This is a genomic window from Arthrobacter sp. UC242_113, from assembly GCF_044054585.1.
Classification (GTDB): domain Bacteria; phylum Actinomycetota; class Actinomycetes; order Actinomycetales; family Micrococcaceae; genus Arthrobacter.
Window position 1 is genome coordinate 2,638,889 of record NZ_CP171968.1, and the last position, 26,359, is coordinate 2,665,247.

Annotated in this window: 25 protein-coding genes and 4 pseudogenes; 12 read left to right on the forward strand and 17 right to left on the reverse strand. The window is 65.0% G+C overall.

Annotated features, from left to right (window positions below):
- Positions 1–33 precede the first annotated feature (33 nt).
- Together ACHMXB_RS11970 and ACHMXB_RS11975 are read right to left on the reverse strand one after the other, a co-directional pair.
- A pseudogene (locus tag ACHMXB_RS11970) lies at positions 34–231 on the reverse strand (hypothetical protein); the annotation flags it as partial.
- Positions 232–302: 71 nt separating this feature from the next.
- A complete protein-coding gene (locus ACHMXB_RS11975; protein ID WP_395398539.1) occupies positions 303–761 on the reverse strand; it encodes a hypothetical protein in 459 nt (152 codons plus the stop codon).
- A gap of 153 nt (positions 762–914) precedes the next feature.
- Between ACHMXB_RS11975 and ACHMXB_RS11980 the strand changes: the two genes are divergently transcribed.
- On the forward strand, positions 915–1,466 hold the full coding sequence (locus ACHMXB_RS11980; protein WP_395398540.1) for a dihydrofolate reductase family protein: 552 nt from the start codon (positions 915–917) through the stop codon (positions 1,464–1,466).
- A gap of 156 nt (positions 1,467–1,622) precedes the next feature.
- On the opposite strand, the pseudogene ACHMXB_RS11985 reads toward ACHMXB_RS11980, so the two are convergent.
- The 3 genes and pseudogenes from ACHMXB_RS11985 to ACHMXB_RS11995 all read right to left on the reverse strand — a co-directional run.
- Positions 1,623–2,069 (reverse strand): annotated as a pseudogene (locus ACHMXB_RS11985) (tripartite tricarboxylate transporter permease); the annotation flags it as partial.
- A gap of 119 nt (positions 2,070–2,188) precedes the next feature.
- Positions 2,189–2,818, reverse strand: a complete 630-nt coding sequence (locus tag ACHMXB_RS11990) for an isochorismatase family protein (protein WP_395398541.1) — start codon at positions 2,816–2,818, stop codon at positions 2,189–2,191.
- 53 nt (positions 2,819–2,871) lie between these two features.
- Entirely contained in the window at positions 2,872–3,966 is a 1,095-nt protein-coding gene (locus ACHMXB_RS11995; RefSeq protein WP_395398542.1) for an LLM class flavin-dependent oxidoreductase, read from the reverse strand.
- 89 nt (positions 3,967–4,055) lie between these two features.
- Between ACHMXB_RS11995 and ACHMXB_RS12000 the strand changes: the two genes are divergently transcribed.
- The 5 genes and pseudogenes from ACHMXB_RS12000 to ACHMXB_RS12020 all read left to right on the forward strand — a co-directional run bounded on the left by ACHMXB_RS12000 (position 4,056) and on the right by ACHMXB_RS12020 (position 9,033).
- Positions 4,056–4,643, forward strand: a complete 588-nt coding sequence (locus ACHMXB_RS12000) for a CGNR zinc finger domain-containing protein (RefSeq protein WP_395398543.1) — start codon at positions 4,056–4,058, stop codon at positions 4,641–4,643.
- A 241-nt stretch (positions 4,644–4,884) separates the two neighbouring features.
- On the forward strand, positions 4,885–5,127 hold the full coding sequence (locus tag ACHMXB_RS12005; protein ID WP_395398544.1) for a hypothetical protein: 243 nt from the start codon (positions 4,885–4,887) through the stop codon (positions 5,125–5,127).
- Between the two features lie 222 nt (positions 5,128–5,349).
- A complete protein-coding gene (locus ACHMXB_RS12010) occupies positions 5,350–6,711 on the forward strand; it encodes an MFS transporter (protein WP_395398545.1) in 1,362 nt (453 codons plus the stop codon).
- Between the two features lie 35 nt (positions 6,712–6,746).
- Positions 6,747–8,004 (forward strand): annotated as a pseudogene (locus tag ACHMXB_RS12015) (aminopeptidase P family protein).
- A gap of 174 nt (positions 8,005–8,178) precedes the next feature.
- Positions 8,179–9,033 (forward strand): IclR family transcriptional regulator, encoded by an 855-nt coding sequence (locus ACHMXB_RS12020; protein WP_395398546.1) that lies wholly within the window; start codon positions 8,179–8,181, stop codon positions 9,031–9,033.
- Between the two features lie 52 nt (positions 9,034–9,085).
- Here ACHMXB_RS12020 and ACHMXB_RS12025 read toward each other — a convergent pair whose 3' ends face one another.
- Positions 9,086–9,388 (reverse strand): helix-turn-helix domain-containing protein, encoded by a 303-nt coding sequence (locus ACHMXB_RS12025; RefSeq protein WP_395398547.1) that lies wholly within the window; start codon positions 9,386–9,388, stop codon positions 9,086–9,088.
- A 66-nt stretch (positions 9,389–9,454) separates the two neighbouring features.
- Between ACHMXB_RS12025 and map the strand changes: the two genes are divergently transcribed.
- Positions 9,455–10,231: a type I methionyl aminopeptidase gene (gene map / locus ACHMXB_RS12030; RefSeq protein ID WP_395398548.1), complete on the forward strand. Its 777-nt coding sequence runs from the start codon at positions 9,455–9,457 to the stop codon at positions 10,229–10,231.
- Between the two features lie 39 nt (positions 10,232–10,270).
- On the opposite strand, the gene ACHMXB_RS12035 is transcribed toward map, so the two are convergent.
- From ACHMXB_RS12035 to ACHMXB_RS12045, 3 genes are all read right to left on the reverse strand, one after another.
- Positions 10,271–10,726 (reverse strand): nucleoside deaminase, encoded by a 456-nt coding sequence (locus tag ACHMXB_RS12035; protein ID WP_395398549.1) that lies wholly within the window; start codon positions 10,724–10,726, stop codon positions 10,271–10,273.
- A gap of 260 nt (positions 10,727–10,986) precedes the next feature.
- Entirely contained in the window at positions 10,987–12,234 is a 1,248-nt protein-coding gene (locus ACHMXB_RS12040; RefSeq protein ID WP_395405248.1) for an IS256 family transposase, read from the reverse strand.
- 149 nt (positions 12,235–12,383) lie between these two features.
- Positions 12,384–14,129, reverse strand: coding sequence for a M23 family metallopeptidase (locus ACHMXB_RS12045; RefSeq protein ID WP_395398550.1), 1,746 nt, complete (start codon positions 14,127–14,129; stop codon positions 12,384–12,386).
- A 527-nt stretch (positions 14,130–14,656) separates the two neighbouring features.
- Here ACHMXB_RS12045 and ACHMXB_RS12050 point away from each other — a divergent pair.
- Both ACHMXB_RS12050 and ACHMXB_RS12055 read left to right on the forward strand, forming a co-directional pair.
- Positions 14,657–16,069 (forward strand): annotated as a pseudogene (locus tag ACHMXB_RS12050) (cytochrome P450); the annotation flags it as partial.
- Positions 16,070–16,169: 100 nt separating this feature from the next.
- The gene (locus ACHMXB_RS12055; protein ID WP_395398551.1) at positions 16,170–17,978 is read left to right on the forward strand and encodes a sulfite reductase flavoprotein subunit alpha; all 1,809 of its coding nucleotides are present in this window, start codon (positions 16,170–16,172) and stop codon (positions 17,976–17,978) included.
- Between the two features lie 210 nt (positions 17,979–18,188).
- Here ACHMXB_RS12055 and ACHMXB_RS12060 read toward each other — a convergent pair whose 3' ends face one another.
- The 3 genes from ACHMXB_RS12060 to ACHMXB_RS12070 are packed head-to-tail and all read right to left on the reverse strand — an operon-like array spanning position 18,189 to position 21,055.
- On the reverse strand, positions 18,189–19,184 hold the full coding sequence (locus ACHMXB_RS12060) for a hypothetical protein (protein ID WP_395398552.1): 996 nt from the start codon (positions 19,182–19,184) through the stop codon (positions 18,189–18,191).
- Entirely contained in the window at positions 19,177–20,406 is a 1,230-nt protein-coding gene (locus tag ACHMXB_RS12065; protein ID WP_395398553.1) for a sensor histidine kinase, read from the reverse strand. The genes ACHMXB_RS12060 and ACHMXB_RS12065 overlap by 8 nt, the downstream gene beginning before the upstream one ends.
- Before the next feature lie 13 nt (positions 20,407–20,419).
- A complete protein-coding gene (locus ACHMXB_RS12070) occupies positions 20,420–21,055 on the reverse strand; it encodes a DNA-binding response regulator (RefSeq protein WP_395398554.1) in 636 nt (211 codons plus the stop codon).
- A 260-nt stretch (positions 21,056–21,315) separates the two neighbouring features.
- Between ACHMXB_RS12070 and ACHMXB_RS12075 the strand changes: the two genes are divergently transcribed.
- Positions 21,316–21,558 carry a hypothetical protein gene (locus tag ACHMXB_RS12075; protein WP_395398555.1) on the forward strand — a complete coding sequence of 81 codons (243 nt, stop codon included), beginning with the start codon at positions 21,316–21,318 and terminating at the stop codon, positions 21,556–21,558.
- Positions 21,559–21,576: 18 nt separating this feature from the next.
- Here the strand turns inward: ACHMXB_RS12075 and ACHMXB_RS12080 are convergent, their stop codons facing one another.
- Genes ACHMXB_RS12080 through ACHMXB_RS12090 form a run of 3 tightly spaced genes read right to left on the reverse strand, consistent with a single transcriptional unit; the run spans position 21,577 to position 24,321 of the window.
- Positions 21,577–22,155 carry a GNAT family N-acetyltransferase gene (locus ACHMXB_RS12080; RefSeq protein WP_395398556.1) on the reverse strand — a complete coding sequence of 193 codons (579 nt, stop codon included), beginning with the start codon at positions 22,153–22,155 and terminating at the stop codon, positions 21,577–21,579.
- A 35-nt stretch (positions 22,156–22,190) separates the two neighbouring features.
- The gene (locus ACHMXB_RS12085) at positions 22,191–23,438 is read right to left on the reverse strand and encodes an ABC transporter permease (protein WP_395398557.1); all 1,248 of its coding nucleotides are present in this window, start codon (positions 23,436–23,438) and stop codon (positions 22,191–22,193) included.
- 4 nt (positions 23,439–23,442) lie between these two features.
- Positions 23,443–24,321, reverse strand: a complete 879-nt coding sequence (locus ACHMXB_RS12090) for an ABC transporter ATP-binding protein (protein ID WP_395398558.1) — start codon at positions 24,319–24,321, stop codon at positions 23,443–23,445.
- Positions 24,322–24,475: 154 nt separating this feature from the next.
- On the opposite strand from ACHMXB_RS12090, the gene ACHMXB_RS12095 reads away from it, so the two are divergent.
- Positions 24,476–24,895: a hypothetical protein gene (locus tag ACHMXB_RS12095; protein ID WP_395398559.1), complete on the forward strand. Its 420-nt coding sequence runs from the start codon at positions 24,476–24,478 to the stop codon at positions 24,893–24,895.
- On the opposite strand, the gene ACHMXB_RS12100 is transcribed toward ACHMXB_RS12095, so the two are convergent.
- Positions 24,892–25,134 carry a helix-turn-helix domain-containing protein gene (locus tag ACHMXB_RS12100; protein WP_395398560.1) on the reverse strand — a complete coding sequence of 81 codons (243 nt, stop codon included), beginning with the start codon at positions 25,132–25,134 and terminating at the stop codon, positions 24,892–24,894. The genes ACHMXB_RS12095 and ACHMXB_RS12100 overlap by 4 nt on opposite strands.
- Positions 25,134–25,631: a DUF2975 domain-containing protein gene (locus tag ACHMXB_RS12105; protein ID WP_395398561.1), complete on the reverse strand. Its 498-nt coding sequence runs from the start codon at positions 25,629–25,631 to the stop codon at positions 25,134–25,136. The genes ACHMXB_RS12100 and ACHMXB_RS12105 overlap by 1 nt, the downstream gene beginning before the upstream one ends.
- A gap of 73 nt (positions 25,632–25,704) precedes the next feature.
- Here ACHMXB_RS12105 and ACHMXB_RS12110 point away from each other — a divergent pair, with 73 nt between their 5' ends.
- Positions 25,705–26,298, forward strand: coding sequence for a hypothetical protein (locus tag ACHMXB_RS12110; RefSeq protein ID WP_395398562.1), 594 nt, complete (start codon positions 25,705–25,707; stop codon positions 26,296–26,298).
- Positions 26,299–26,359: the final 61 nt, after the last annotated feature.

Genomic DNA, 26,359 nt, shown 5'->3' on the forward strand with positions numbered 1-26,359 from the left:
GGCCACGCTGTACAGCGGCACGCCGCTCTTGTTCAGGCGGGTCCAGAGGCGGGCGCCGGGAACGGCGCCGTCGCGGCTGAAGGCGAACAGCATGCGGGTAGTGGAGGTCATGCAGGCCATGGCGCAGAAGCACTGTCCCACGGTGGAGATCACCCGTTGCGAGTGTGTTTCCGGAATTATTACGGCCAGGATCCGCCCGGCAGCCGACTCGGGGAGGTGTTGACGTCTCATCCTGCCGCCTCCAACCCAACGCGTCCTCACATCCTGCCGCCTCCAGCCCGACGCTTCCTCACATCCTGCCGCTATGGGTTGACGGTGGCTCTTACGACTGAGAAGAGCCTGAAGTAGTTCGGGCACACGCTCAATTTCTCATCAGCCGGAACACGCGCACCGTCCAGGGCCACGTTGTCCCCCTCAGACAGGGATGAACCATCCGGCAGAGCAAGTGATTCGCCCTTGAAAGCGGTGCCTTCCGGGAAGACCAGAGTGGTTTCTTCCCCGTCATTAGCCCGTACCACGATGCATCCGGCCTCATCCGCACCAAGGCTGCCGATGAGCTGGCCGCTTTCCTCGGGGGCGGACGACACTCCCGCATGCACCACGGCCTTCTTGCCTCCCGCACTCTGCTCGACCACCGTCGGCATTTCCTGCTGAACCGAAGGCAAAGCCGGCGGCGCCAGCGGATCCGCCTGCGGCGCCGAACATCCCGCAAGCAATAGCGCGAAGGCCGCGGTGAGGCCGAAGGCAGCGCGTTGCGTCATGGCGTCCCCCTAGGTATCGACGGCGATCCCTGGCCCTAGCCTAAGACTCGGGCAACGGCCGCCCGTCAGCCGCTCGGTTTCAACGCGCAATGCCTTCCCCCGGCGGCCGCCGCCGAATACCGTAATCCCTGACGACCCTATTTGGAGGATGCGATGCGCAAAGTGACCGCCGGACTGTTCCACTCCGTGGACGGCGTGGTGCAGGACCCGTTCAAGTTCCAGTTCGACAGCTTCGATGAGGACCTGGGCAAGGGACTGACCAAGATGATCAACACCGTGGACACCGTCGTTCTCGGGCGGGTCAGCTATCAGGAATGGGCGGGCTACTGGCCGAACGCTTCCCGGGACGAGGACTTCGCCGCCTTCATCAACCCCGTGGAAAAGTTCGTCGTATCGCGCACCCTCTCGGAGCCGCTGGAGTGGGAAAACTCGCACCTGATCGAGGCACCGCTGGAGGAGTTCGTTTCAAATCTTAAAAAGCGCGACGGCGGCGAGATCGCCGTATGCGGCAGCATTTCAGTCACGCGGCAACTCCTGTTCGCCGGCCTCCTGGATGAGTTGACCCTCATGACGCACCCCGTCGTGGCCGGCAGCGGGCGGCGGCTGTTCGAGCCCGGCGACCCGCTGACCAGGCTGGAACTAAAGGACCAGTACAGGACCAGCAAAGGCAACGTCGTGAGCACCTACAGCGTGCGCAACGACTGAACCAGTCAACGCTTCGACTGTCAGAAGGGCAGCGGGAGCTTTGGGCTCCCGCCGCCGTCAGCAGCATAGATGAAGGAACCCCTGACCTCTTCATTGTTTATGCAGGCAATCGAGAGATCAGGGGCCCTTGATGGTTTTGCTCCGGTAGCTAGACCTTACGGCTGGCTCGGTGGCGGAGGTGCTGGACGGCGCGCGGCGGAGCTGGGTTTCGGCTATCGGGCCCAGGATCACTGCGATTAGTTCTGGCGCCAGCGGGATGTTGTAGCGGCGCATCAGGAATCCGATAAGGCCGATGCCGATCAGCAGCCACAGGTCAAGCACCGCCGAGCTAACCGCGTACACGCCGAGCATCGAGAAGACGGTGATGCCTGCGTAGAGGTAGTGCTGGGGAATGCTCGGCAGCTTCGCCCAGACGGAGGCGAACGGGATGTTGATCATCACCAGGATCACCAGGCCGATGAACAAGGATGCCAGCAGCGCCCAGACCAGGTTGCCGCTTCGTTCGAAGAGCAGGGGGCCAGGCTGCATGCCGTACTGCTGGAATGCGGCCAGGCATGCGTGAGCCTTACTCCTGCATTCCATCGCAACAGGCACCCCGACAGACGGGCGCGAGATAGGGCGATCACGAGGGAGGCGGGGCCGTTCGAATGCCACCCCGCCTCCTCCAACTCATATCCGAGTTCAACCCAGCCACGGCTGCTTCGGGGAAACTCCCGGGTGTTCTATTGGGCGCTGCGTCCTTGTGCTGCGGAGCTGATGAGGTCACCCTTGGGCGCTGGCGTGCCCGCATGCAGTGCTGTGGCCCAGGTCTCCGTGTCGGCGACGGCGGCCCAGTTCGAGTGCAGCAGTGCCATGAGGGTTTCGTGGACCTGGCGTGCTGGCGCCGTGCCGGCGTCGTTGGCAAGGTCGATCGCTCCGGTCGCGTCTGAGAGGACTTCGACGGCGAAGCCGAGGGGCTCGGCGGCCGCGGCGGAGGCGATCACGCAGTTGTTAGTCATGTAGCCAACGAGCGTGATCGTGTCGATGTCCTGTTCACGCAACCAGGCTTCGAGGTCGGTGTCGGCGAAGATGCTGGAGAACTGCTTGCTGATGCGCTTGCCAGCTACATTCTCGTGGGCGGCTACCTCGGGGTGGTTCTGCCAGGTTACTGACCCGGATGCGAACACTGGGGCTTCTGCCGGGAGTTCGTGCTGGACCAGCACGATCGAGGTTCCGGTCTGATTTGCGGTGTCGATCGCGGTCCGGATGCGGGCGATGGATTCATCCCGCGACGGGTACTGGATCGGGAGCAGTCCGTCGAAGTACTCCTCTTGGGCGTCAATGACGATCAGGGCTCGGCGTGGAGCGGTCATGGGGGTTCTCCTTCAAGGGGTGATTGTGAACGTGTGGAAAGTTGGTAGGTGCGCTACAGCGCGGCGGGCAGTAACGGGGCGCTCAGGTATGGGAGGTCGTATTGGTCGGCGATCAGGGCGATACCTCGTTGGTCCAGGGATGCCGAGTGGCCGCCGACGACGAGCATCACCTCGTCAACACCAGTGCGCTCGTGCAAGGCTTCGAGACGGTCGGCGACAGTAGCGGCGGTGCCATGAAAACTGCGGTTGGTGTAGGCGTCGAGGATCTGCCGCTCCTGGATCGTGGCCGGATACGCCTCGACCTCATCCGGAGGCAGGAGCAAGTAACCCTCACCTTTGAACATGCGCAGCATCGCCATCGCCGACGTCGCCGCCTGCCTTTTGGCCTCAGCCGGGTCGTCGCCGATCGCCACGGGCACGCTGACGAGGGTGTGGGGCTCGGCGAGCACGTCGGAGGGCCGGAAGCTCTCACGGTAGAGGCACATGGCCGCCTCGATGTCAGCGTCGCCGAACTGCAACGCGAACGCATACGGTCGGCCGAGCTGCCCGGCCAGCTGCGCGGAGTACGGAGAGGAGCCTAGCACCCATACCTCCGGGGCCTCCGAGGGCGGAGGCACCCGGTTTTCCCTTGCCTGCCAAGGGCCGGGCACCGCGTGGACGTGCCGGTACGGGTGTCCGGGAGGAAACTTGTCACCCAGGAACCCGAGCAACTCGAGCACTTGCTGTGGAAATCCGTCGTTGGCGTCCGCGCCCCGCCGCAGGGCTGCGGCAGTCGCCCCGTCAGTGCCGGGGGCACGTCCTAGCCCGAGATCGATCCGGCCGGGGGCCAGACCCTCAAGCATCCCGAACTGCTCGGCGATCAGCAATGGGGAGTGGTTGGGCAGCATCACCCCTCCGGCGCCAAGGCGGATGCGCGTCGTCTCGGCGATGAGGCGGGCGACCATCAACGGTGGTGAGGACACCGACGTCGCTCCCATCGCATGATGCTCAGACATCCAGAACCGGTGATACCCCCGCCGGTCAGCTGTCCGTGCCAGCGAAATCGTACTCGCGAGCCCCTCCTCAGCGGTCATCCCGACACCGGTGCCGCCCGCGGAGAGCACGGACAGCGTGAACGCGGCCGTGCCGGATGGTCGTCCGAACTGCATACAAACTCCTCATGGAAACAAGTGCTTTTTAACGTGATTGGAGCGTAGCAGACACCTCACGGTTAAATGGAACTGATACCATGAGGAACATGTCGGACACACTGCTAGCTGCCGCACCAGGTGCAGAGGAGCATCCCTCCCTCGCGCTGGTCAACAGCGCAAGCGGGCTGCCCGGAGGCAAACGCTACGACGAATTGGGCAGCCCTGAGGCTGCGGCGGCGTGGCTACTGGCACGCGATCTCGTCGCACCGGAGTCCGTGCTGCACGAGCACTGCCGGGGCAGACTTGCAGCGCTGCGCGCAGATCTGCGCGATCTTTATACTGCGCATACCACCGGAGATCTCCCCACGACAGGGGCAGTGCATGCCGTTAACCGTGCGCTGACCTGCGCCCCCGGCGCGCTGCTTTTACGGTTCGACCCGGCAGCAGGGTTCACTCGCAGTGCCGACCATCCCATGACACAGGTCGTCGAGCACGTCATGGCTGTGATCGCTGAAGATGCTGCCTCGCTGCTAAGCGGCGACCAAGCATCCATGCTCGCGTCCTGCGAAGCGGACTCGTGCGAGCGATTCTTTCTCCGCACCCACGCGCGACGGCTATGGTGCTCAACCCGTTGTGGCGACAGAGTCCGCGCCGCACGAGCCTACGCACGCAAACGTGAGGTACACCGCGTGTGAATCCACATACACGTGGGGTGCACCGTAATGGGTTCAGGCAGTTCTTCCAGCGAACCAAGGTCGGCGGCACACTTCACATTACGCCGGGCTCCAGCAGCGGCGGCTGATCCCATCTGCAGCCTCCCGCTCCAGCCGGACCAGGTGGTGGGCCTTCAGGACGTGCCGAGCAAGGAAGCTGTCCGCGCAATTCTGGATGCAGAGAACCTGGACAGGTACAACTGGCTTGAGGATCGCTACCAGCATGAGTACGAAGCCGGCATCCAGAAAGTCGACGCCGGATGGCGCGTCTACCGCCGGCCAGCACCTACAGGGCCACTTCAAGCCTCACCGCGACAAGCTGGTTATCTCCACCAACACCCCGGAGCAGACGCTCGAGGCCGCCCGCGTCCCGAAGAAGCCCGGCACCCCGACCAAAGGTGAGGACGCGTTTGGGAAAACCCGACAAAAGGTGAGGACGCGTCGGGAGAAACCCTGCGAAAGGTGAGGAAGCCTTTCTCCTTGGCGTGCCCACGGCTGGCGCGCCAGCAACAACTTAGTTGCTAAAAAAGCAACGAACAATCAGGATGCTCCAGCGCGGTTTGGACGCACGTGTCGTGGTGCCGCGCCAAGCGAGATGCGAAATAGGCATTGACGCGTGAGCCGGGTCACGCCTATTCTGGTGCAACAGTGTTGCAACAGAAGCAACCCCAAGTTTATTGGTGGACACATGGAACACCCGATAACCCAATCGGCTGGAGCAGCAGAGCCGCTGAACGGCCAGCCCGGCACCGAGCAACCCCACACCGGCGACGACGTCAGCAAGGACACCCGACGCCGGGTCATCACCGCGAGCTTCATCGGCAACTTCGTCGAGTGGTTCGACTACGCCGTCTACGGCTACCTGGCCGGCATCATCTCCACAGTTTTCTTCCCGGAGGCCGACCGCCAGACAGCACTCCTGGCAACCTTCGGCGTCTTCGCCGTCTCCTTCTTCGTCCGTCCCCTGGGCGGCTTCTTCTGGGGCCACATCGGCGACCGGCTCGGCCGGCGGAAAGCACTGTCGCTTTCGATCGTCATCATGTCCGTGGCCACGTTCTGCATCGCCCTGATCCCCGGCTACGGCACCATCGGCCTTCTGGCGCCGGTCCTGCTCCTGCTGGTCCGCGTCGTCCAGGGCTTCTCCGCCTCCGGCGAGTACGCCGGCGCCTCCGCATTCCTGGTGGAGTACGCACCCGCACATCGGCGCGGACTCTATGCCGCCGTCGTACCCGCAAGCACCGCGGCGGGACTGCTGCTGGGCAGCCTCCTGGCCGCCCTCCTGACCACAACACTCAGCGAATCCCAGCTGCACGACTGGGGATGGCGCCTGCCGTTCCTGCTCGCGGCCCCCATGGGCCTGATCGGCCGGTACATCCGCACCAAGCTCGAGGACACCCCCGCCTTCCGCGCCCTGGCGGCGGACGAAAACAAGACCAAAAATCCCGCCAGGGACATGTTCCGGAACAACCGGAGGCAGCTCATCATCGCCACGGGCGCGGTGCTGCTGAACGCCGTCGGCTTCTACGTCATCCTCAGCTACATGCCCACCTACCTCTCCGAGGAACTGGGCTTCGGCGCCGGCGAATCGTTCCTGGCCACCACTATCGCCCTGGCCAGTTACATCGGCTTCATCTTCCTCACGGGCATCGCCTCGGACAGGTTCGGCCGCAAGCGGATGCTGATCACCGCGTCCGTCCTGTTCATGCTGCTGACGGTGCCGTCGTTCATGCTCCTGGATACGGGCAACTTCCTGGTGATCGTGCTGGTCCAGATCCTCCTGGGCGGCATGCTCACCCTCAATGACGGCACGCTGCCCAGCTTCCTGGCCGAGCTCTTCCCCACGAAGACCCGGTACAGCGGATTCGCCGTCAGCTTCAACCTCTCCAACGCCCTGTTCGGCGGCACCGCCCCGTTCATGGCCACGCTCCTCATCGGCCTTACGCACAACAAGCTCGCCCCCGGCTGGTACCTCGTGGCCGCCTCCCTGGTTTCCCTCATCGCAGTCCTGTTCGCCGTGGAGACTTCCAAGAAGCCCCTGCAGCAGCACTGACAAACACCCACCCAAGAAAGAAAAGGAAGAACAGAATGACCATCACAGAGAATGAAGCTGTCAACGACGTCGCCAAGCTCGAGCGCCTCAAGGTCCTCAACAACGGCGAAAAGGTCTCCCTGACTTTCTCGAATGAAGAGTTCGAGCGCCGCCTCGCGGGCCTGCGCAGCATCATGGCCGAGAAGGACCTGGACGCCGTCGTCCTAACCAGCTACCACTCGATCAAGTACTACTCCGACTTCCTGTTCACCTACTTCGGCCGCTCATATGCCATGGTGGTCACCAAGGAAGACACGGTCACCGTCACAGCAAATATCGACGCCGGGATGCCCTGGCGCCGCAGCTACGGGGAAAACCTCGTCTACACCGACTGGCGCCGGGACAACTACATCCACGCCATCCAGGAAATCCTGCGCACCCGCGGCATCAGCGTCCGCCGGCTCGGCGTCGAGGACGACTCCCTGCCGCTGGACAACCGCAACAAGATCCAGGCCGCCTTCGCGTCGGCCACCCTGGTGGACGTGGCCCAGGCCGCGATGCGCCAGCGCATGATCAAGTCCGCCGAGGAAATCGAGGTCATCAAGCACGGCGCCCGGATCGGCGACCTCGGCGGCGAGGCCATCCGCAACGCCATCACCGCCGGCATCACCGAGTACGAGGTGGCCCTCATCGGCACCGAGGCCATGGTGCACGAGATCGCCCGCACCTTCCCCAACTCGGAGATCCGCGACACCTGGGTCTGGTTCCAGTCCGGCATCAACACCGACGGCGCGCACAACTGGGCCACCACCCGGAAGATCCAGGAACACGACATCCTGTCCCTGAACTGCTTCCCCATGACCTCCGGCTACTACACGGCCCTGGAGCGGACGCTGTTCTTCGGCGAACCGGATGCCCGTTCCCTTGAGCTGTGGAACATCAACGTCGAGGTCCACCGCCGCGGCTTGGAACTCATCAAGCCCGGCGCCGTCTGCAAGGACATCGCCGCCGAGCTCAACGAGAATCTACGTGTCCCACGGCCTGCTCGCCAACCGCACCTTCGGCTACGGCCACTCCTTCGGCGTCCTCAGCCACTACTACGGACGCGAGGCCGGACTCGAGCTCCGCGAGGACATCGACACCGTGCTCGAACCGGGCATGGTGGTCTCCATGGAACCGATGATCACCGTCCTCGACGGCCAGCCCGGCGCCGGCGGCTACCGCGAGCACGACATCCTGGTTGTGGGCGAGGACGGCGCCGAGAACATCACCAAGTTCCCGTTCGGCCCTGAGCACAACATCGTCAGCGCCTAACACCGGGGTAACTGGGGCATGCCCTCCCCCGCCGGCCGTTGTCAGCAAGGCTCTTGTTTTAGCAGCCTTGGGTTAAGTACGACGACGGCGGGCGGCCGGGAGGGCATGCCCGCCACCGCTTCCGCGTGGCAATAAAGACCGGAAGCACGACAGCGAAGAAATATAGTGAACACCATGACTCCCCCGGCTTCTACAGCGAACAGTGCCCCCGCAAGCGGCGGCCCCGAAGGTAAAGACGCAGGCAACGGCGACGCCCGCGGCGCCTCTGTGATCGTCAACGCCATCGCGGTGCTGCGCAGCTTCACAGCGGACGAGCCGATGCTGGGCGTCACCGAGATCGCCAGCCGGGTGGGCCTGCACAAGAGCACGGTGTCCCGGATCCTTGCCACGTTCGAGCAGGAGCACCTGGTGGAGCGGGACGCGGACACGCGGCGCTTCCGCCTGGGGCTGGGCCTCATCGCGGTGGCGGGGCCGCTGCTGGCCGAGCTCGAGGAGCGCCGGGTGGCCTATCCGGTGCTGCGTGAACTGACCGAACGCACCGGCGAAACCAGTGCGCTGATGGTGTGGAACGGCACCGAGTCCATGTGCGTGGAACAGATCGCCAGTCGGCAGCAGGTCAAGCACACGGCCCCGCTCGGTGCCCGCTACAACACAGCGCTTAGCGCCTCGGTCCAGATCTTCCTGGCCACCGAACAGCCCGAACGCGTCCGCACCCTGCTCCGCAGCGGCACCGTTACCCTCCCCGGTCTCGACGACCAGTCCATTGACGCGTACGTGCAGCGGCTCGAGGAAGTCACCAAGCGCGGCTGGGCCGTCAACTACGGCGAGACGTCCATCGAGGAAGTCGGCATCGCGGCCCCCGTGTACGACCACCGCGGCGATATCGCGGCCGCCGTCCTTATCCCTGCGCCCAAGTTCAGGGTCTCCCCCGACACCCTGCAAAGCCTCGGCGAGGCCTGCGCCGCAGCGGCCCGGCAGGTCACGCAGCGCTTGGGCGGCGTGGCGCCGAAGGAGCGCCGAAACGCGTAGGCGGCGCCTTGTCGAGTGCTGCAACGAGTCGCTGGACTGCGGGATTGCGGGCCTACGAGGCCAAACGCTCACGGGCGCTGCGCCCGGAGCCGACCGGTTCAACATCGCGTTCGGGCTGGTTAATTTCGGCCCAGACTGCGTCGAGTGAGAGGCCCAGGACATCGGCGATCGCGGCGATGGTCGGGAAGGCAGGGGTCGCTACGCGGCCAGACTCGATCTTGCGGAGGGTCTCCGGTGAGACACCGGCGTCGAGCGCCGTCTCCAGCATCGAACGGCCACCCCGGGCGCGACGCAACAGGGCACCGAGGCGCTCTCCGCGCTCCACTTCTGCTGATGTAAGCGGCAACCTGACCATGGCTCCAATACTAATACCGGGATAATATGGCCGGTATAGTTATTGGTAGACGAGAAGGGCCGCCGCATGATCGAGATCCTGAACCCCGCCGAACTGGCCCGAGCAAAAGAGTCCGGCGCCTTGGTGGCCGACATTCTGCACACGCTGAAGAGCCGCAGCGCGGTGGGCACGAACCTCCTGGAGATCGACCGCTGGACCCAGGACATGATCCGCGAGGCTGGAGCGGAGTCCTGCTACGTCGACTACGCACCGTCGTTCGGACGCGGGCCGTTTGGCCACTACATCTGCACGGGTGTCAACGACGCCGTGCTTCACGGGCTGCCACGCGACTACACGCTTGCCGACGGCGATTTGCTGACCCTCGACCTCGCCGTCTCCAAACGCGGGGTCGCTGCAGACGCCGCCATCAGCTTCATCGTGGGTGAATCAAAGCCCGCGGAAAGCGTCGCGATGATCGACGCGACCGAACGCGCGCTGAGCGCGGGGATAGCAGCCGCCGGACCCGGGGCCCGCATCGGCGACATCTCCCATGCCATCGGCTCGGTTCTCAGCGAGGCGGGGTACCCCATCAACACCGAGTTCGGCGGTCATGGCATCGGATCAACCATGCACCAGGACCCGCACGTTCCAAACACCGGGCGGCCCGGCCGCGGGTACAAACTGCGGCCGGGCCTTCTGCTTGCACTGGAGCCGTGGGTCATGGCGGACACGGCCCAGCTCGTCACTGATGCCGACGGGTGGACGCTCCGAAGTGCGACCGGCTGCCGGACGGCTCACAGCGAACACACGATCGCCATTACGAAGGACGGAGCCGAAATCCTCACCCTGCCGAACCACAACTAGATACTCTGAAGGAGCGCAGGCCTCCGGCCCTTCATATTTCTATGAGTCCTGTTCGGCGATGTCCTCTGCCCACAGGTCCGGGTTTTTGTCCTGGAAGGTGCGCATCATGTCCACGCAGCGCTGATCATCCAGGACCAGCACCTCAACGCCACGTGATTGCAGAAGGTCGAACTCGCCGTCGAACGTGCGGGCCTCACCCACGATCACGCGGGGGATTTTGAACTGGATGATGGTTCCGGTGCACATGGCACAGGGGGCGAGGGTGGTGTAGAGCGTGGTGTCCCGGTAGCTCGTCTGCCGGCCCGCCGCGCGAAGTGCGGACATTTCGCCGTGCGCGATCGGATCCCCGTTTTGGACGCGTTCGTTGTGGCCGCTCGCGATGACCACGCCGCCACGTGCGAGCGCTGCTCCGATGGGGATGCCGCCTTCGCTGAGGCTTTTTTGGGCGGCTAGATAGGCGGCTTCGAAAGCGGTGTGGTGCTGTTCGTGGGTCATGCGGTCATTTTCGCAGGTGCAAGACCGGCTGCAAATGTCCGACCCACTGATAGCTCGCGTGGCGGAGCCGCTTCTACAAAGCCATCATCATCTGGCCAGCACCAGGAGCCCTTCCTACGGCGCTTCCGTCTCAGTGTCAGTCGGCACCAGCAGCCGGTGCAGCCGCTGGTGCCGACGCCACTTCCTCCGGAGACTCCTGCGTTAGGGGGTGTCAAGTTTTCTGTGTAAGGGACCGGTCGGTTATCCGTCCTACCGAATGGTCAGAGCGGAAGTCGGTTGGGGACTTGCACGGCGAAAGCGTTCAGTGCCTGGTGCCAGCCCTGGGTGCCGGTTCCGAGCTCGCCGCCGCGGGTGGTTTCGATGTTTCTGATTCCTAGGTAAACCAGTTTGATTGCGGCCTCGTCGGAGGGGAACGAGCCGCGGGTTTTGGTGATTTTCCGGAGCTGGTAGTTGATCGATTCGATCTGGTTCGTTGTGTAGATGACCTTCCGAATTTCCGGAGTGAAGGCCAGGAACGGGGTGAAGTCCTCCCATGCGTTCCGCCACGCCAGCACCGCCCCGGGAGCTGTGCTCTGCCAGGCCTGCGCGAAGGCCTCCATGGCCAGTTCAGCGGCCTGCACCGTCGGCGCGGTGTAGATCGGGCGCATGTCCCGGGCCATCGCTTTGCGTGCTCCGTAGGAAGCGTATTTCATCGCCGAGCGCAGCAGGTGCACGACGCAGGTCTGCACGACGGTCTGCGGGTAGATGCTGTTCACCGCTGCCGGCAGCCCGGTGAGCCCGTCGCAGCACAGGATCAGAATGTCGGCCGCTCCGCGGTTGCGGATCTCGGTCAGCACGTTGGCCCAGAACTTCGCCCCCTCGCTGGTGCCCAGCCACAGGCCCAGGACCTGCTTGCGGCCCTCCACGTCCACGCCTACGGCCAAGTGGCAGGCCTTGTTCACCACCACCCCGCCGTCCCGGATTTTCAGCCAGATCGCGTCGATGTAGACGATCGGATACACGGACTCCAGCGGCCGGTTTTGCCATTGGGCGACCTCGTCGGCGATCACGTCCGTGACCCTGGAAATCGTTGCGGCGGAGACCTTGGTCCCGTAGATCTCATCGAGATGGGAGCCGATGTCCCGGGTGCTCATTCCCCGGGCGTAAAGGGACAGGATCATGTCTTCGACCTTGCCCAGCCGGCGGGCCCGCTTAGGCACGATCACTGGCTCAAAAGAGCTGTTCCGATCCCGCGGCACGGTGACCTGCACCGGCCCTTGGAGGGTCTGCACGCTCTTGGTGGTCTTGCCGTTGCGGGAGTTCCCCGTCCCCTGCCCGGCGGGGTCTCCGGACTCGTAGCCGAGGTGGTCGCTCATCTCCGTTTCCAGGGCCCGTTCCAGGACCGCGCGGGTCATTCGGGAGAGCAGCTCCTCCACGCCGTTGCGGCCTTCTCCGAGGTCTTCGGCGGCCGTGACGAGCGCGTCGATCTGGTCGGCGCTCAAAACGCCTTCAAGGGGGTTGGTGGTCATACTGATCTCGGCCAAGAGGGCCCGTCCTTTCAGGGGTGAAACCGCAGGTCACACCCTAGTTAGAGACCGGACCCTTACACACTCAATGAAACACCCTCCTGCGTTACCTGCTGCGCAGGAACCGTTGTGGAGCTCGGAGCGGCACTGGCTTAAGGTGCCGGAGCCGGAGCAACCGCCGGTGCCGACACAACAACTGGAGCCGGCACAACAGCCGGAACCGGAGCAACGACGGGTTCCGGTGCAACCACAGGAGCCGGAACGGCAACAGGAACCGGCGCGACAACCGGTGCCGGAGCGGGCTCAACCACAGGAGCCGGAACGGCAACGGGAACCGGCGCGACAACCGGTGCCGGAGCCGGCGTAATCACTGGAACCGGAGCCTCCACAGGTGCCGGAGCAACATCCCGTGCCGGAGCTGGCGCAACCACAGGAGCCGGCACAACAACCGGTGCCGGAGCCGGCGTAACCACGGGGGCCGGCACAACAACCGGTGCCGGAGCGGGCGCAACCACAGGAGCCGGCACAACAACCGGAGCCGGAGCTGGCGTTGCAGGCTTCGGCGCAACAACCGGTGCCGGAACCGGCTTGGGCTTGGGCACAACAACCGGCGCCGGAACCGGCTTGGGCTTGGGCGCGGCCACCTTCGGCGCGGGAACCGGCTTTGCAGGCTTGGGCTTAGGCGCGGCCACCTTCGGTGCCGGAACCGGCTTTGCAGGCTTGGGCTTAGGCGCGGCCACCTTCGGTGCCGGAACCGGCTTTGCAGGCTTGGGCTTAGGCGCGGCCACCTTCGGTGCCGGAGCCGGCGTTACCGGCTTAGGCGAGGCCACCCACTGCGCCGGAGCCACGGCCCACCAGTACGAAGGCTGCGCTGCGGAAACAGACGCGGCGGAGGCAGAGGAAGACCTGGCCACTGAGACGGCAACGGCGGGCGACTCATGCCCTTCGACTGACGCTGCGCGGCGGGCGCTGGCCTCCACCGGAACGGCCCAGGAGGGGGTCTCCGTAGCGGTGCCAGCCTTCCCGTAGTCGGTCATCTTGACGTTGGCAACGGGCCCCGAGTGGCGCAGCCGCAGGAGAGTCCAGTTGTCGGGGTCGGTGTGTTTGCCGTTCAGAATGGTTTCGAAGTGAAGGTGGCATCCGGTTGATGACCCCGTGGTCCCGACCTTGGCGATGAGTTGCCCCACCTGGACCGACTGGCCCTTCTTTACGCCGATGCCCTCAAGGTGGTTGTAGGTGGTGATCAGGCCGTTGCCGTGGTCGATTTCCACCCTGTTGCCGCCGCCCCACGGGTGCCATCCCACGGTCCGCACCACGCCGGAATCCGCTGCAAACACGCGGGTTCCGCAGGCGGCGGCGAAGTCTTGGCCCCAGTGAAACTCACCTGCCGAGCCGGTGATGGGGCTCGTCCGCAACCCGAAGTGCGAGGTGGGGGTAAGGACCTCCACCGGTGCCATCAGGGTTCCTGCCGCGGGGCGTTGCACCTTGCTTGATGCAGCATGGAGTTTGTGGCGCACCGGCTTTGCCGCGGTGAAGACCACCGTACGGCTGTAGGACACGTACGCGTCTGCGGAGGCCGAGACGGCACCGCCGGTTGCAGCGAGGGCGCCCGAAACAGAGCCCTCCGCAGCCGAAGCAAGGGCAGCCGAGGCAAGCGTGACCGACCCGACGGGCACGTTGGCTGAGGCGTCACCGCGCAGGTCTGCCGCCACCTGCCCGGAGGACAGGCCGGACGAAAGAACCGGGCCAGCGCCCTGGAATCCAAAAGCGTAGACCGCCAGGAACGCCGCGCCTGCGCCTATCCGGACGGCACGGCTCAGAACGGGACGGCCCGGAACGGCATGACGTAGGTCCTGAGGCGTGCGCCGCACAGCGGCAGGTGCCAGATGCTTTGACATTAGATCTCCCCATAAAAGGCCGCCGGACGTGTGGTTGGCGGCATGCTCCTAACATGGGAGCATGCCTGGCAGGCCAGCGAAACCGATTCGCCCGCATATGTGGATAAGCTGAGAAAATCTTGACCGGGCCTTTCCTGAACTGCGGAAATCTTCAGCTGACGTTGAGGATCCCGGCTGCCCCCAGCCACCGAAACCGGCCCCAAGCCGCATGACCGGCCGCGGCCCCGGCCGGTCATGAGGCGCAGGGCCGGTCATGCGGCGCAGGGCCGGTCTTACGTCCGGAGCAGGAGCGACAGCCGCGCCCGGGCAGGTCCACGGAGCGCACAACCCACCCGAACCGGCGCAAGAAAATACCCGTGGTCCCCGGCATCCAAGGGGAGTATCCTAGGTCGAGCCCGGCCCGTGACGCCCGGCCAGCCCCGCCGAAAGCTCAAGCCAAGAGACAGCGCGCACCGGCGCCCCTCCCGGCAACAGGAACCAACAAAACTAGCGCACAAGTGTCAATGCAGACCGCCTAGGAGGGCCCGATGCCTGCGCCCAGCAACCCCAACAATCCCAGCAACCACCCCACCCACAGCGCCCAAACCGGCGGCAGCCCCGGCAAAGCCGCCAACAGCGGCAGCCCCGCCACCAGCGCCCAAAGCCCCAAGACCACCCCGATCCCCCAGCCGCCGCCCAAGCCCCTGGTAGGCAACCTGCCCGATATCGACACCAGCCAGGGAGTCGTGGGCCTGATGGAAGTCGCCGAGGAGTACGGCCCCATCGTCCGCATCCAGGTTTTCAGCCGCAGCATGATCGCCGTCTCCTCCCAGGAGCTCGTCAACGAGATTTGCGACGAGACCCGCTTCGGCAAGGTGCTCGGCATCTCCCTGCGCCAGGTCCGCGACTTCATCGGCGACGGACTGTTCACTGCCGAAACCGAGGAACCCAACTGGCAAAAGGCGCACCGCATCCTGATGCCCGCATTCGGACCGAAAGCCCTGACCAAGATGTTCGCCGGCATGGACGACATCCTCGAGCAGCTGCTGCTCAAGTGGGAGCGGCTGGGCCCCGCGGCAAGGATCGACGTTGCGGACAATGCCACCCGGCTCACACTGGACACCATTGCCCTGTGCTCGTTCAGCTACCGCTTCAACAGCCTCTACCGGGACGAGATGCACCCGTTCATCGGGGCCATGGTCCGTGCCCTGAGTGAGTCCCGGGACAGGTCCACCCGGCTTCCGGTGCAGAACAAGCTCATGATCCGCAAGCGGCACCAGCTCGAGGAGGACAACGCGCTGATGCTCGAGGTGGCCGAGCAGCTCATCAGCGACCGGCGGCGCAACCCGAACCCGCCGGGCAGCGAGGACATCCTGGACACCATGCTGAATGCGGCGGACCCGGTAACCGGCGAGCGCCTGCCCGAGGACAATGTGCGCAACCAGATGGTCACCTTCCTGGTGGCGGGGCACGAGACCACCAGCGGCCTGATCACCTTCATGATGTACGAGCTGCTGCGCCATCCCGAGGTGCTGAGAAGGGCCCGCGAGGTGGTGGACGAGGTGCTGGGCACCGAAGCCGCCCGGTTCGAGCACCTGCCCAAGCTGGGGTACCTGGACCAGATCCTCAAGGAAACGCTCCGGCTATGGCCCACCGCCCCGGCGTTCAACGTGGCACCCTACGAGGACACGGTGATCGGCGGCCAGTACGAGATCTCCAAGGGCCAGACCCTCATGGTGCTGATCCCGCAGCTGCACCGGGACAAATCGGCGTGGGGCGAGGACGCCGAACTCTTCAACCCGGACCGGTTCTCCCCCGAGCGCGTCGGGTCCATTCCGGCCAACGCGTGGAAGCCGTTCGGCAACGGCCAGCGCTCCTGCATCGGGCGCGGGTTTGCCCTGCAGGAGGCCCAGCTGTTCCTGGCCAAGGCCCTGCAGCGCTTCGACATCACTGCCGCGGATCCGAACTATGAGCTGCACATCAAGCACACCCTCACCATGAAGCCGGAAGGGCTGTACATCCACGTCCGACGGCGGAACGTCCGGATCGTCGCAGCGGCAAGTGCCGCCGTCGGAGGGGCAGGCAGACAGCGGACAGGAAAGCGGCAGACAGCCAAGGACGGCGGAGGCGCTGGCGGTTGCCGCCGCCAACGGCGTTCCGGTACGCGTCCTGTACGGGTCCAATGCGGGCACGTCCCAGGACTTCGCGCAGCGGATAGCGAACGACGCCGGACGGCGGGGCTACAGCCCCACCATCGCCCCGCTGGACGCGGCGGCCGGGGGGCTGCCCACGGTGGGGCTGGTCGCCGTCGTGGCCTCCTCCTACGAGGGGATGCCGCCGGACAACGCCAAGAAGTTCATGACCTGGACCGAAAGCCTGCAGCCGGGCAGCCTCACCGGGGTGCGGTACACGGTGTTCGGCAACGGCAACCGGGACTGGGCTAGGACGTACCAGGAGGTGCCCAAGGCCATCGACGCGCGGCTCGAGGCGGCCGGCGCCGAGCGGATCTACGAACGCGGCGAGGCCAACGCCCGCGGCGACTTCTTCGGTGATTTCGAGGAGTGGTACGCCGGGTTCTGGCCGGCGGTGGACGCCGCCCTCGGCCAGCGGACCAGTGCGCCCACCGGCAAGCCGCAGCTGGAGGTCCAGTTCGTGGGCAACGTCCGGGACACGTTCCTGCGGCAAAACGGTCTGTCCGTGGGCACCGTCGTCGTGAACCGGGAACTGGTGGACCTGAGCAAACCCGACGCACGGTCCAAACGGCACGTGGAGATCGCGCTGCCGGAGGGCATGAGCTACCGGGCCGGCGACTACTTGGCAGTGCTGCCGCTGAACCCCAGCGACCTGGTGCAGCGGGCGCTCACGCGCTTCAGCCTGGATTACGATTCCCACGTGGTGCTGGCCATGGAGCACGGGGACACGTTCCTGCCCACCGGCACGCCCGTGGCCGTGGGCGAGCTGCTGAGCAGCTACGTGGAACTTTCCGTTCCGGCCACGCGGCCCCTGCTGGAGCAGCTGGCCGAGGTGGCAGGGGATCCGGCCCAGCGCGCTGAGCTGCAGGCCCTGGCTCAGGACCGGGAGCGGCATGCGGCGGAGATCGTTGACAAGCGCGTCTCGCTGCTGGACCTGCTGGAGATGTACCCGTCGTGCCAGCTGCCGCTCACGTCGTTCCTGCAGCTGCTCACCCAGCTGACCCCGCGGCGGTACTCCATTTCGTCGTCGCCGCTCTGGAGCCCTGACCACGCGACCCTGACGTTCGCCGTCATCCAGGCCCCGGCGTGGTCCGGACGCGGCACCTTCGAGGGGGCGGCCTCCACGTACCTGGCCCAGGCGCGGCCGGGATCACGGGTGGCGGTGACGGTACGGCCGTCGAACGCTGCCTTCCACCCGCCGGAGTCCCTGGCCATGCCGGTCATCATGGTGTGTGCCGGGACCGGGCTGGCGCCGTTCCGCGGCTTCGTTCAGGACCGGGCTCTGCGGGCCCAGACCGAAGACATCCAGCCGGCGAAGTCCCTGTTGTTCTTCGGCTGCCGGGCACCGGACACCGACTTCCTCTACCGGACGGAGCTGGAGTCCTGGGCGGAGCAGGCCAACCTGGACCTGCGGCCGGTGTTCTCCAAGGCGCCGACCGACGGGCAGAAGTACGTCCAGCACCGGCTCTGGGCGGACCGGGAGGACGTCAAGGACCTGGTGCAGCAGGGCGCCACGGTGTTCGTCTGCGGCGACGGGAAGAACATGGCGCCGGAGGTCCGCGAGACCTGCGAGCGCATCTATCAGGAAGCCACCGGCGCTTCCGAAGCGGATGCCGATGCCTGGATGGACGAGGTGGAGCGCACGCACGGCAGGTACGTGGCGGACATCTTTACGTAGGAAGGGGCCCCTCCTGTTCAGGGCTGCTGCGACGATCCCCCAAAAAAGCCGTCGCAGCAGGCCCTGCCCAAACGTTATCGATATTCCGGGTAGCGTTGCGCCGCTGCGACGCCCGATTCAGTGAATTGTCACCAAAACTGGTGACGGCCGGGTCCGTCAAGGTGTGCCGGCGAGCGAATTCGGCGGGTGCGCTTCGCCGAAGCAGCCACCCTATTCCGTGGGTTGCCGCTCCCTGATCTCCACGTAGACCTCATCCCGATCCGCCGACTCATCGTAGGCGAGGATGGTCACGGCCGTCTTCGACCCGGAAGGGAGGGCCCGTCCCCTGACGAATCCCCCGTCAGCATTCTCCAGTGATGTGCTCAGCAGCGCAGATGCTTCACTCAGGACAGCAGTGGAAAGTTCTGTCTCCCGGTCATCCAGGATGTCCACCTTGACTCCTCTCGCCCGTGCCCTCCGGGCAGCTCGCAGCACTTCAGGTGTTGCCAGAGCGCGGCCCCTGATCTGGTCGCGGAGCTGGGCTTCCAAAAGGGCGCAGTCCTGGCGATCCTGCTCCGACAGCGGACCACGTGCGATGAGTTCCAGTGAGGGACGGGCGAGACGGTCAAGCTCGCGGGTCCAGTGGGTTTGCGCCAGCCGGCGCGCTTCTTCCCGGGCCAGGCGGACGGCCGCTTCAGTCTCCTGGCTGGTGTATGTCCGGGCCTGATCGACGCAGCGACGCAACACCTTGCTCACCGCGGTTGCAATGCCGATCCACATCAGCGGGGTGACCACCAGGGCGAGCCCGTCCACAACGCTCAGCCGGTGAAGCATCGAGCCACTGAAGTCCAAAATGGCGAACAGGCTTATGCCCAGCCATGCCAGTGCCACCCTGTTTCTCATGGCGACGGTCACCATCAGCATCTCGATAGCCCCGCAATGCCAGGCGGCGTAACCGGGATGGACGTCGGAAGGAAGCACCGTCATGACCAGCAGGTCCATCAGAACGACGCCGACAACGGCCATCGCCGCGTGGAACCGTGGCAGGGTCCTGCCCTTGCCTGGCCATGTAACGACGGCCATCAGCACGAGGCAGATGGCCATGGCGGCCAGTGCATTCCAGATTGAGGTCACGGTGCCCAGGTTGGCCAGGCCGAGCAGAATGTGGGCCGCCGGGAATGGCAGGCCGAGGGCCAGAATGAGAGGCCGTGTAATGGCGTTATCCATAATCCGCGGGCATCCTCCATGTGAGGCGGACATGGGTTCCGCCGGCCGGGCTCGACGTGATCCGGGCTTCGCCGCCTGCCTCGCGCATCCTTTGGATAATGGACACCCGGACGCCCAGCCGCTCCTGCGGGATCGTGCTCGTGTCGAATCCTGGTCCGCCGTCGGTGATGTCAATTGCCACTTCCGGGCCGCTGGCAGCCGACCCCGGCCGGCATGCGATTTTCAGTTCAGCCGGCGCGGCGGGCGCGTGGAGGAAGCTGTTTCTTACGGCTTCGGTTGCTGCCTGGATGAGCGCACGCGCCGCACCCAACGGAATGGCCCACTGGGTTGCCGGTTCCGCAAGACCTGAATCAGAGCTGATGCCGGGCCCGTACCGGGCTGTGGCTGCACGAAGTCGATTGACGAGTTCGTCCTCACCCACAAACGCATCGTCCGCGTTCGGCTCCCCGCCCAGACTTGCCAGGTCGGAAAGGGCGTTGACGGCGGCTTTCTGCGCTGCCTCCACCACCTCGGGGGAACGGGCCTGGCCCGCCACAATGAGCGTCGCCATCACCGTATCGTGGATCAGCGCGTCCAGCCTGGATCTTTCAACCCTGATGGCCTCTGCGCGGGCAGCGGCAGCGAAGCTGGCAACGGCCGCAACCGATGCCCGGTCCGAAGCTGAGGCTGCTCTGCGCAGCGCCGTGATCGGCGCGATGATCACCACGGCCAAAGCAGCGGTCAGGAGCGCGTCTTGAACGGCACCGGACCCGACCGGGGTGTCACCGGCCGCCATCAGCGGCACCAACACAATCAGGACGCAGAACACTGTTCCATAGACCACTGCCGCCCCAACGCTTGAAGCGATGGCGGCCAGGGCGATGCCAACACCGGCTACGCCCCATGACCAGGGCCTTGACCCAAGGTGACTGCCGTCGCCGGGCAACCCCAGAAACCACGTGAGGTAGCTGGAGATCATTAAAGTAGCGGCAACTCCGGCACCGATCCGAAGCCACACGAGCGACTTCCGAACGAGCATCGTCCACAGTATTGCGGCCGGGATCCCCGCCATGAAGACCAGATCCCACCAGAAGCTGTGCAAAGGCATCTGGGCCAGGACCGCGGGCAGCGACAGGGCGTAGAGCACGAGCGCGAAGATGCTGGTGGAGCGGCCCAGGACGAAATCGATGCTGGCGCGGGAAATGGGCCCTGCGCTGCCGCCCGTTCGGGCGTTTATCCGCACCGTGACTCCATGCTCACAACCGCTCCGGGGGAAGGACGCCGTCCTCCACAGCCCTGTGGTAGAGCTCCAGCTTGGTCGCCGCAGGCCTCTCGGCAACCGCGTATTTCTCGCGGATACGCTTGATGTTCGTTCCTACCGTATTGGAAGAAACGTTCATTCTTGCCGCGATCTGCGTCCGCGTGAATCCAGCGGCGTACAACCCCAGCGTCTCGCGTTCCCTGTCACTTAACGCCACGACAAAGTCGGCATCCCCGTCGATGGCTGCCGCCAATTCCTGGTTGTCGATGGTTGCCCCGTCCGCCACTTGGCGAACGAGGTTCAGAGTGTCTCGGATGTCATCAGATTTCCTTGATACACCGGAGGCACCGGCCGCGAGTGCCTCCCTGAGAGCGTCCGCCCGGTCACCGACGCTGAAGACCAAAACGGGGTACCCGGCCTGCACAATCCTGCGCACGTTGTCGCCTGGGCGGGACCCGTCTGCCAGCGACATATCCAGCGCCACCACATCGAACATCCCGTCGGAGCCGGCCAGCAGCGAGCTAACTGTGTCCGCGAGCCTCACGGCCACAACCGGAACCTCTGCGGTTTTAGCCTCCACCGATGCTGCGGCCGCGAACCCGATGCGGACAGCTTCGTGATCGTCAACCACTCCGACCCTGACAACACGACGATCCATCCATTCCCCCAAGGTCAACTCCGAACCACCGTCGCCACGCGAACAGGCGGTTTTCAGATCAACTTATACGCAATTCAACGGATCGTTCCTGATGATGTCGCGAACGGAATTGCAGATGACGCCAGGCAGAAATCAGGACCGTTCTACAGAGCCCGCAGGCTCGCGGGGGCACGGATGTACAGTTGTGCTGGCGGGCAGGTTCCGCGGTGGCAAATACCGAGAAAATCCGGGGTATGGATGTGAACGAGTACGAGGCTTCACTAATCATCAGGGCCGGAGCGGAGCAGCTGCGTGCGGCTTCGTCTGATCCCCGCTCCGAGGAAGGCTACGAGGCCGTCAAGGCCAATATCTCGGAGGCTTTGGAACGGATAGCGGAAGCCCTAGCGAACTTTGAGGCGAGTTCAGGAGCACCCAGCCGTTCAACCGGTTGGGTTCAGGACCTTCGCCGCGTGGCAGACGACATAGTGCAAAGGTAGCTGGCCGGCGCCTGCGGATCACCGGCCAACGGCGCCGGCCAGGTTGAGCTCCCATTCACCCCGGGAGATCGCGTACTCGACGTCGCCGTGTTCATCGCCCGGGATGGACACCGGCCAGTCAGCGACGAAGGAACGCACAAACCGCATCCCTGCCTTCTCCATCACCCTCCGCGAGGCGGTGTTCACTGCCATGGTCTGGGCAACCACGCGCTGCACGCCGAACTCCGCAAACCCCTTGGCGATCAGCGCACGGGAACCCTCGGTGGCGTACCCCTTCCCCCACGCCTCGCAGCGCAGCCGGTAGCCGAGTTCCGGCTGGTCAGGCGGGTCGCCGGGGGCGGGCCGGTAGTGGAACCAGCCGAGGAAATCCCCGGTTGATTTCTCCACCGCGGCCCAGAAGCCGTAGCCCGGAAACCTCTGGTAATAGCCAAGGAACGCCGGAAGGTAGTCGCCTTCAATCTCTTCCCGGGGCGTGGGCGATCCGCCGGTGATGTACCGCATCACGCGCGGATCGCCGTCGAGCTCCACGAGCAGGTCCGCGTCGCGGGCAGTGAACTGCCGCAGCACCAGCCGCTCGGTCTCCAGGAATATCCGCATGCGGACATTCTTGCACCGGGACCGCAGCAAACCAGCTACTTGGCGGTCAGTTCCTTCCGGCGGAACGTCCCGGCGATGGAGAGCTTGCGGCCGTATTCGATGGAGCCGTAGCGGAACAGGTGCACGGCCAGGCGCAGGATGAGGATCCCCACGATGAACACCTCGGCGATCACGATGGCTGATTCGACGGCGCCGAGGGTTCCGAAGCCGTTGCGGAGCAGCGCGGTCACGGGGGCGGTGAGCGGGAAGTAGGTGAAGACCTGCACGATCAGGGCTTCGGGGTCGCTGATGATGAGGCTGACCGCGTAGAAGGGCACGAAGATCAGGGCCATCAGCGGGCCGAAGATGGTGCCGGCTTCCTTGGCCGTGGGCATGATTGCGCCGATGGCCACGAGCACGCCGGTGAACAGCGTGAAGCCACCCAGCAGCAGCAGCGCCCCGGTGATCATCGGCACGGGCTCGAACACCAGGGAGGACAGGTCAAGATCGGGCAGGGCCACTGAATCACGGAAGAGCAAGTAGGCGGCGGCGATCGGGGCAAGGAACACCGTTATCTGAAGGAGCCCGACGGCGAACAGGGAGATGATCTTGCCGGTCACCAGCGTGGTGGGGTTCAGAGTGGTCAGGATCATCTCGGTGACCCGGTTTTCCTTCTCCTCCAGCGTGCTGTTGAGCATCTGGTTGGACAGCAGAATCATGCTGACGTAGAAAATGACCAGGAACACCAGCGGCGGTATCACTGAGCCGATGCCTCCGGAGGCCCGGCCGTCCCGGTACGTTTCGGCGTCGAACTTCACTCCCCCGCTCAGGGCGGCGGTGACTTCCGGTGAATTCACTTTGGACTGCGCCGCGGTGACCAGCAGGTGTTGGGCCACGGCCTCATACTTGCCGTTCTCAAACATGCCCTTGTCCGCGCCGTAGACCTTGACGGGCTCGGTGGCGGGGTTTGCCGGGTAGGCGAAGTACGCCTCGCTGCTGCCGTTCTTCACGGACTCGAGCGCGGCGCCGGGATTCGACGTCGGGGTCCCTCCAACTGCCTGGGCAAGCTGTGCGGGGATGAGGCCGGAGGCGTCGGTGTAGGTGAAGGTCAGCGCCGAGTTCTTCTGCGCGTCGGCGTTCGCCTCGGTGCTGGAGTTGCTGGCGTAAACGAGGGCGAAGATGATCGCGAAGACCACCGGAATGGCCAAGGTGGCGATCACGAACCCGCGCTTCTTGATGGTCCTCATGAATTCGAACCCGACGACGGTGCCCAGGTTGTGCTGTTTGAATGCTGTGCGTGCCATGATCCTAGACCTCCGCCATTTCGTGCTGTTCCCCGTACACCTGGATGAAGATCTCCTCCAGCGATGCCCGTGCCGTGGCGAAGCTGCGTACCGCGACGCCGGCACCGATCAGTTCCCGCAGGACGGCCGTTTCGTCGGCCCCGACGGCGGGGGCCAGCTCCGCGTGCCCGTCGCCGTCGCGCACCACGCTGTACAGGTCCGAGGCGGGCAGGATGCCCTCGTAGCCCAGCCGGTAGACGGTGCCGCCGAACTGGTCCTGGACTTCGGCGACGGTCCCGTACGCGCGGGCCGTGCCATCCTTGAGCAGGATGACCCGGTCGCAGAGCCGTTCCACTTCCTCCATCTGGTGGGTCACCATGATGACCGTGGCGCCGGCGAGCTTCTGCTCCTCGATGATGTCCATCAGCAGCCGCCGGTTGACCGGGTCGAAGCCCTTCGTGGGCTCGTCAAGGATGAGCAGGTCGGGGTCGTTCATGATGGTGACGCCGAGCTGGACCTTCTGCTGCTGGCCGCCGGAGAGCTTGTCCAGCCGGACGGCGGCCTTGTCCGCAAGGCCGACGCGCTCCAGGTAGGTCTGGGACCAGGCGCGGGCGCCGTGTTTGCTCAGGCCCTTGAGCCGGCCGAAATAGACCATCACGTCCAGGACGGCTTCTTTCTTGTACAGTCCCCGCTCCTCCGGCAGGTACCCCAGCCGGGCACCGTCCCGGGGTTCGAAGACCTTTCCGCCGATGTGCAGTGTGCCGGCGGTGGGCTGGTAGATGCCCAGCAGCGCCCGCAGCGTGGTGGTTTTCCCGGACCCGTTGCTGCCCAGGAACCCGAAGGTTTCACCGGCCCGGACATCGAAGGACAGGTCTTCGACGACCGTCGTCTCCCCGAAATCCATGCGAAAGTTTTTGATGTGCACAAGCGGCTCTACCGCGTCCCCCAACGTCATGGACCCAGCCTAGCCGAACCGATGCGACCGTCTCGGTTCCGGCTACAATTTCCGCCCTTGGAAAGTCTCGTCAGCGCCCCAGCCCCACGAGTACCTTTGTGCCATGACGGAAGACTTTGACCTCTATGCAGGTGAGTCGCAGGAAATCGCGGATGATCCGCGCCGAATCGGGTACTGGTTTTTCAGGGCGCTGCACGACAGGGCGAAGAACCTGGACGACCTGCATCTGATTGTGACCCCGGAGTCCCGGCCACTGTGGGGATCCTTCGAAATGGCCGCCGCACTGCTGGACTTCATTGAAGACCCCGGGATGCTGAAGGAAGCCGTCTACGCCCACGGAGATCTGGACGTCTGCTACATGCGTGTCATCCGGGAAGCCAAGGAAGACACCGTCCTCACACCGGCCACAGCGTTGGACGACCCGCTGCTGATCACGCTGGTGTGGCGGCCCGACCACGGCCGGTGGATGGTTCACCACTTCGGCGACATGGTGCACCCGGACAGGGTGCCCCGCGGGGCTTAACCCTTCGGCTTCTCCACCGAGTCGCCGGCAGTGTCATCGTCGACCCACTCGAGCAGGTCGCCCGCCTGGCAACCCAGGACCCGGCACATCGCGTCCAGCGTACTGAAGCGGACCGCCTTGGCCCGGCCGTTCTTCAGCACCGCCACGTTGGCCGGGGTGATCCCGACGCGCTCAGCGAACTCCCCCACGCTCATCTTGCGTTTGGCCAGCTCGACGTCGATGCGCACCACGATGGCCATCAGATCACCCCTTCCATGTCGGTCCGCAAGGAGGTCGCCTGCCGCAGCAGATCCCGCATCACCACGATCAGCAGAACCAGCACGGCACCGATCAGTGTGACGCCAATCAACACCATTGGCAGCCCGGGATCGCGCAGCTCGGGGGTGAAGTAGATGTACGCGACGAGGGAACCTGCCATCGACGCCAGCACCAGCCACGCCACCACGAACGCCCACATGATTACGTCCACCCACCGCAGCGAGGCCGCAGTGAAGATCCGGTCGCGCTGGACCATGGTCAGCAACCGCCAGATGCACACGATCACAACCTGCAGGCATACGGCTTCCAGTTCCCAGAAGAGCAGCATCGGCCACCGCCAGGGATCCGCCCCCGGCCCTTCCCCCGCTGTGGAGAGAAACTGTCCGGGGAACGACATGACCTGGGCCACCAGCAGCCCGAGGAACACCATTACCAGTAGGACCCGTAGCGGGAGGACCAATCGACTTACGATAGACATGGCTTCATAGTCCGGACTTTTCTATCGAAAGTCAATACGCGCTCGCACGCCTCCTCCACTACACTGACACCCCATGAAGACTGGGGAAGAACTATCAAGCCGGCTGAACGCGCCGCTGCTGCGCCGGGCAGCCACCTGCTGCCTGCTGCTCGCTGCCGTTACAGCGATAGCAAATCTGGGCGGCTTGGTATTCGTGATCGCGGGCGGCGTGCTGCCTGGCTGGGCCGTCAGCGGCATGCTGCTTGTAGCCTCGCTGGCACTGATCCTGGTCAGCCGCCGCGCGGCTGGAAAAGGGAGCAGGACGCGCCGACACGCACTCGTTAGCCTGCTGCACCGGCTGGTGGTCTTCGGCGTCGGATTGAGCAGCCTGGCCGGAGCGCTGGGTGACTTGAGTGCTACCTACCACGTACTGGAACCGGCAGGGCCGAACGGCTGCCGGGCCGTTGCACGGGAGTACTCTTTCCTCTTCGCGGGCAGCGGTGCAGTGTATGCGGTCGGTCCCATCGGAATCGGGACGCGGGTAAGCACCTGGACCACCGACGACGGCTACGAACCAGTCGCCGACGGCTCCTATCAGCTGCGCTGGGAGGCTGGCAGCGGCACCCTTCGACTCATGGGCGGGATTGATCCCGTATGGCCGGCGCTGCACGACGTCCGGTGCGGTTAAACGCCCCGCACATGCGAAAGGCAAGGAGAACCAATCCCCTCGCCACTTTCAGAATATAAGT

Bases quoted from the DNA above. Each gene is read 5' to 3' on its own strand.
- ACHMXB_RS11975 (WP_395398539.1), bottom strand. From the start codon at position 761: ATGACGCAACGCGCTGCCTTCGGCCTCACCGCGGCCTTCGCGCTATTG.
- ACHMXB_RS11980 (WP_395398540.1), top strand. From the start codon at position 915: ATGCGCAAAGTGACCGCCGGACTGTTCCACTCCGTGGACGGCGTGGTG.
- ACHMXB_RS11990 (WP_395398541.1), bottom strand. From the start codon at position 2,818: ATGACCGCTCCACGCCGAGCCCTGATCGTCATTGACGCCCAAGAGGAG.
- ACHMXB_RS11995 (WP_395398542.1), bottom strand. From the start codon at position 3,966: ATGCAGTTCGGACGACCATCCGGCACGGCCGCGTTCACGCTGTCCGTG.
- ACHMXB_RS12000 (WP_395398543.1), top strand. From the start codon at position 4,056: ATGTCGGACACACTGCTAGCTGCCGCACCAGGTGCAGAGGAGCATCCC.
- ACHMXB_RS12005 (WP_395398544.1), top strand. From the start codon at position 4,885: ATGAGTACGAAGCCGGCATCCAGAAAGTCGACGCCGGATGGCGCGTCT.
- ACHMXB_RS12010 (WP_395398545.1), top strand. From the start codon at position 5,350: ATGGAACACCCGATAACCCAATCGGCTGGAGCAGCAGAGCCGCTGAAC.
- ACHMXB_RS12020 (WP_395398546.1), top strand. From the start codon at position 8,179: ATGACTCCCCCGGCTTCTACAGCGAACAGTGCCCCCGCAAGCGGCGGC.
- ACHMXB_RS12025 (WP_395398547.1), bottom strand. From the start codon at position 9,388: ATGGTCAGGTTGCCGCTTACATCAGCAGAAGTGGAGCGCGGAGAGCGC.
- map (WP_395398548.1), top strand. From the start codon at position 9,455: ATGATCGAGATCCTGAACCCCGCCGAACTGGCCCGAGCAAAAGAGTCC.
- ACHMXB_RS12035 (WP_395398549.1), bottom strand. From the start codon at position 10,726: ATGACCCACGAACAGCACCACACCGCTTTCGAAGCCGCCTATCTAGCC.
- ACHMXB_RS12040 (WP_395405248.1), bottom strand. From the start codon at position 12,234: ATGACCACCAACCCCCTTGAAGGCGTTTTGAGCGCCGACCAGATCGAC.
- ACHMXB_RS12045 (WP_395398550.1), bottom strand. From the start codon at position 14,129: ATGTCAAAGCATCTGGCACCTGCCGCTGTGCGGCGCACGCCTCAGGAC.
- ACHMXB_RS12060 (WP_395398552.1), bottom strand. From the start codon at position 19,184: ATGGATAACGCCATTACACGGCCTCTCATTCTGGCCCTCGGCCTGCCA.
- ACHMXB_RS12075 (WP_395398555.1), top strand. From the start codon at position 21,316: ATGGATGTGAACGAGTACGAGGCTTCACTAATCATCAGGGCCGGAGCG.
- ACHMXB_RS12080 (WP_395398556.1), bottom strand. From the start codon at position 22,155: ATGCGGATATTCCTGGAGACCGAGCGGCTGGTGCTGCGGCAGTTCACT.
- ACHMXB_RS12085 (WP_395398557.1), bottom strand. From the start codon at position 23,438: ATGGCACGCACAGCATTCAAACAGCACAACCTGGGCACCGTCGTCGGG.
- ACHMXB_RS12090 (WP_395398558.1), bottom strand. From the start codon at position 24,321: ATGGATTTCGGGGAGACGACGGTCGTCGAAGACCTGTCCTTCGATGTC.
- ACHMXB_RS12095 (WP_395398559.1), top strand. From the start codon at position 24,476: ATGACGGAAGACTTTGACCTCTATGCAGGTGAGTCGCAGGAAATCGCG.
- ACHMXB_RS12100 (WP_395398560.1), bottom strand. From the start codon at position 25,134: ATGGCCATCGTGGTGCGCATCGACGTCGAGCTGGCCAAACGCAAGATG.
- ACHMXB_RS12105 (WP_395398561.1), bottom strand. From the start codon at position 25,631: ATGTCTATCGTAAGTCGATTGGTCCTCCCGCTACGGGTCCTACTGGTA.
- ACHMXB_RS12110 (WP_395398562.1), top strand. From the start codon at position 25,705: ATGAAGACTGGGGAAGAACTATCAAGCCGGCTGAACGCGCCGCTGCTG.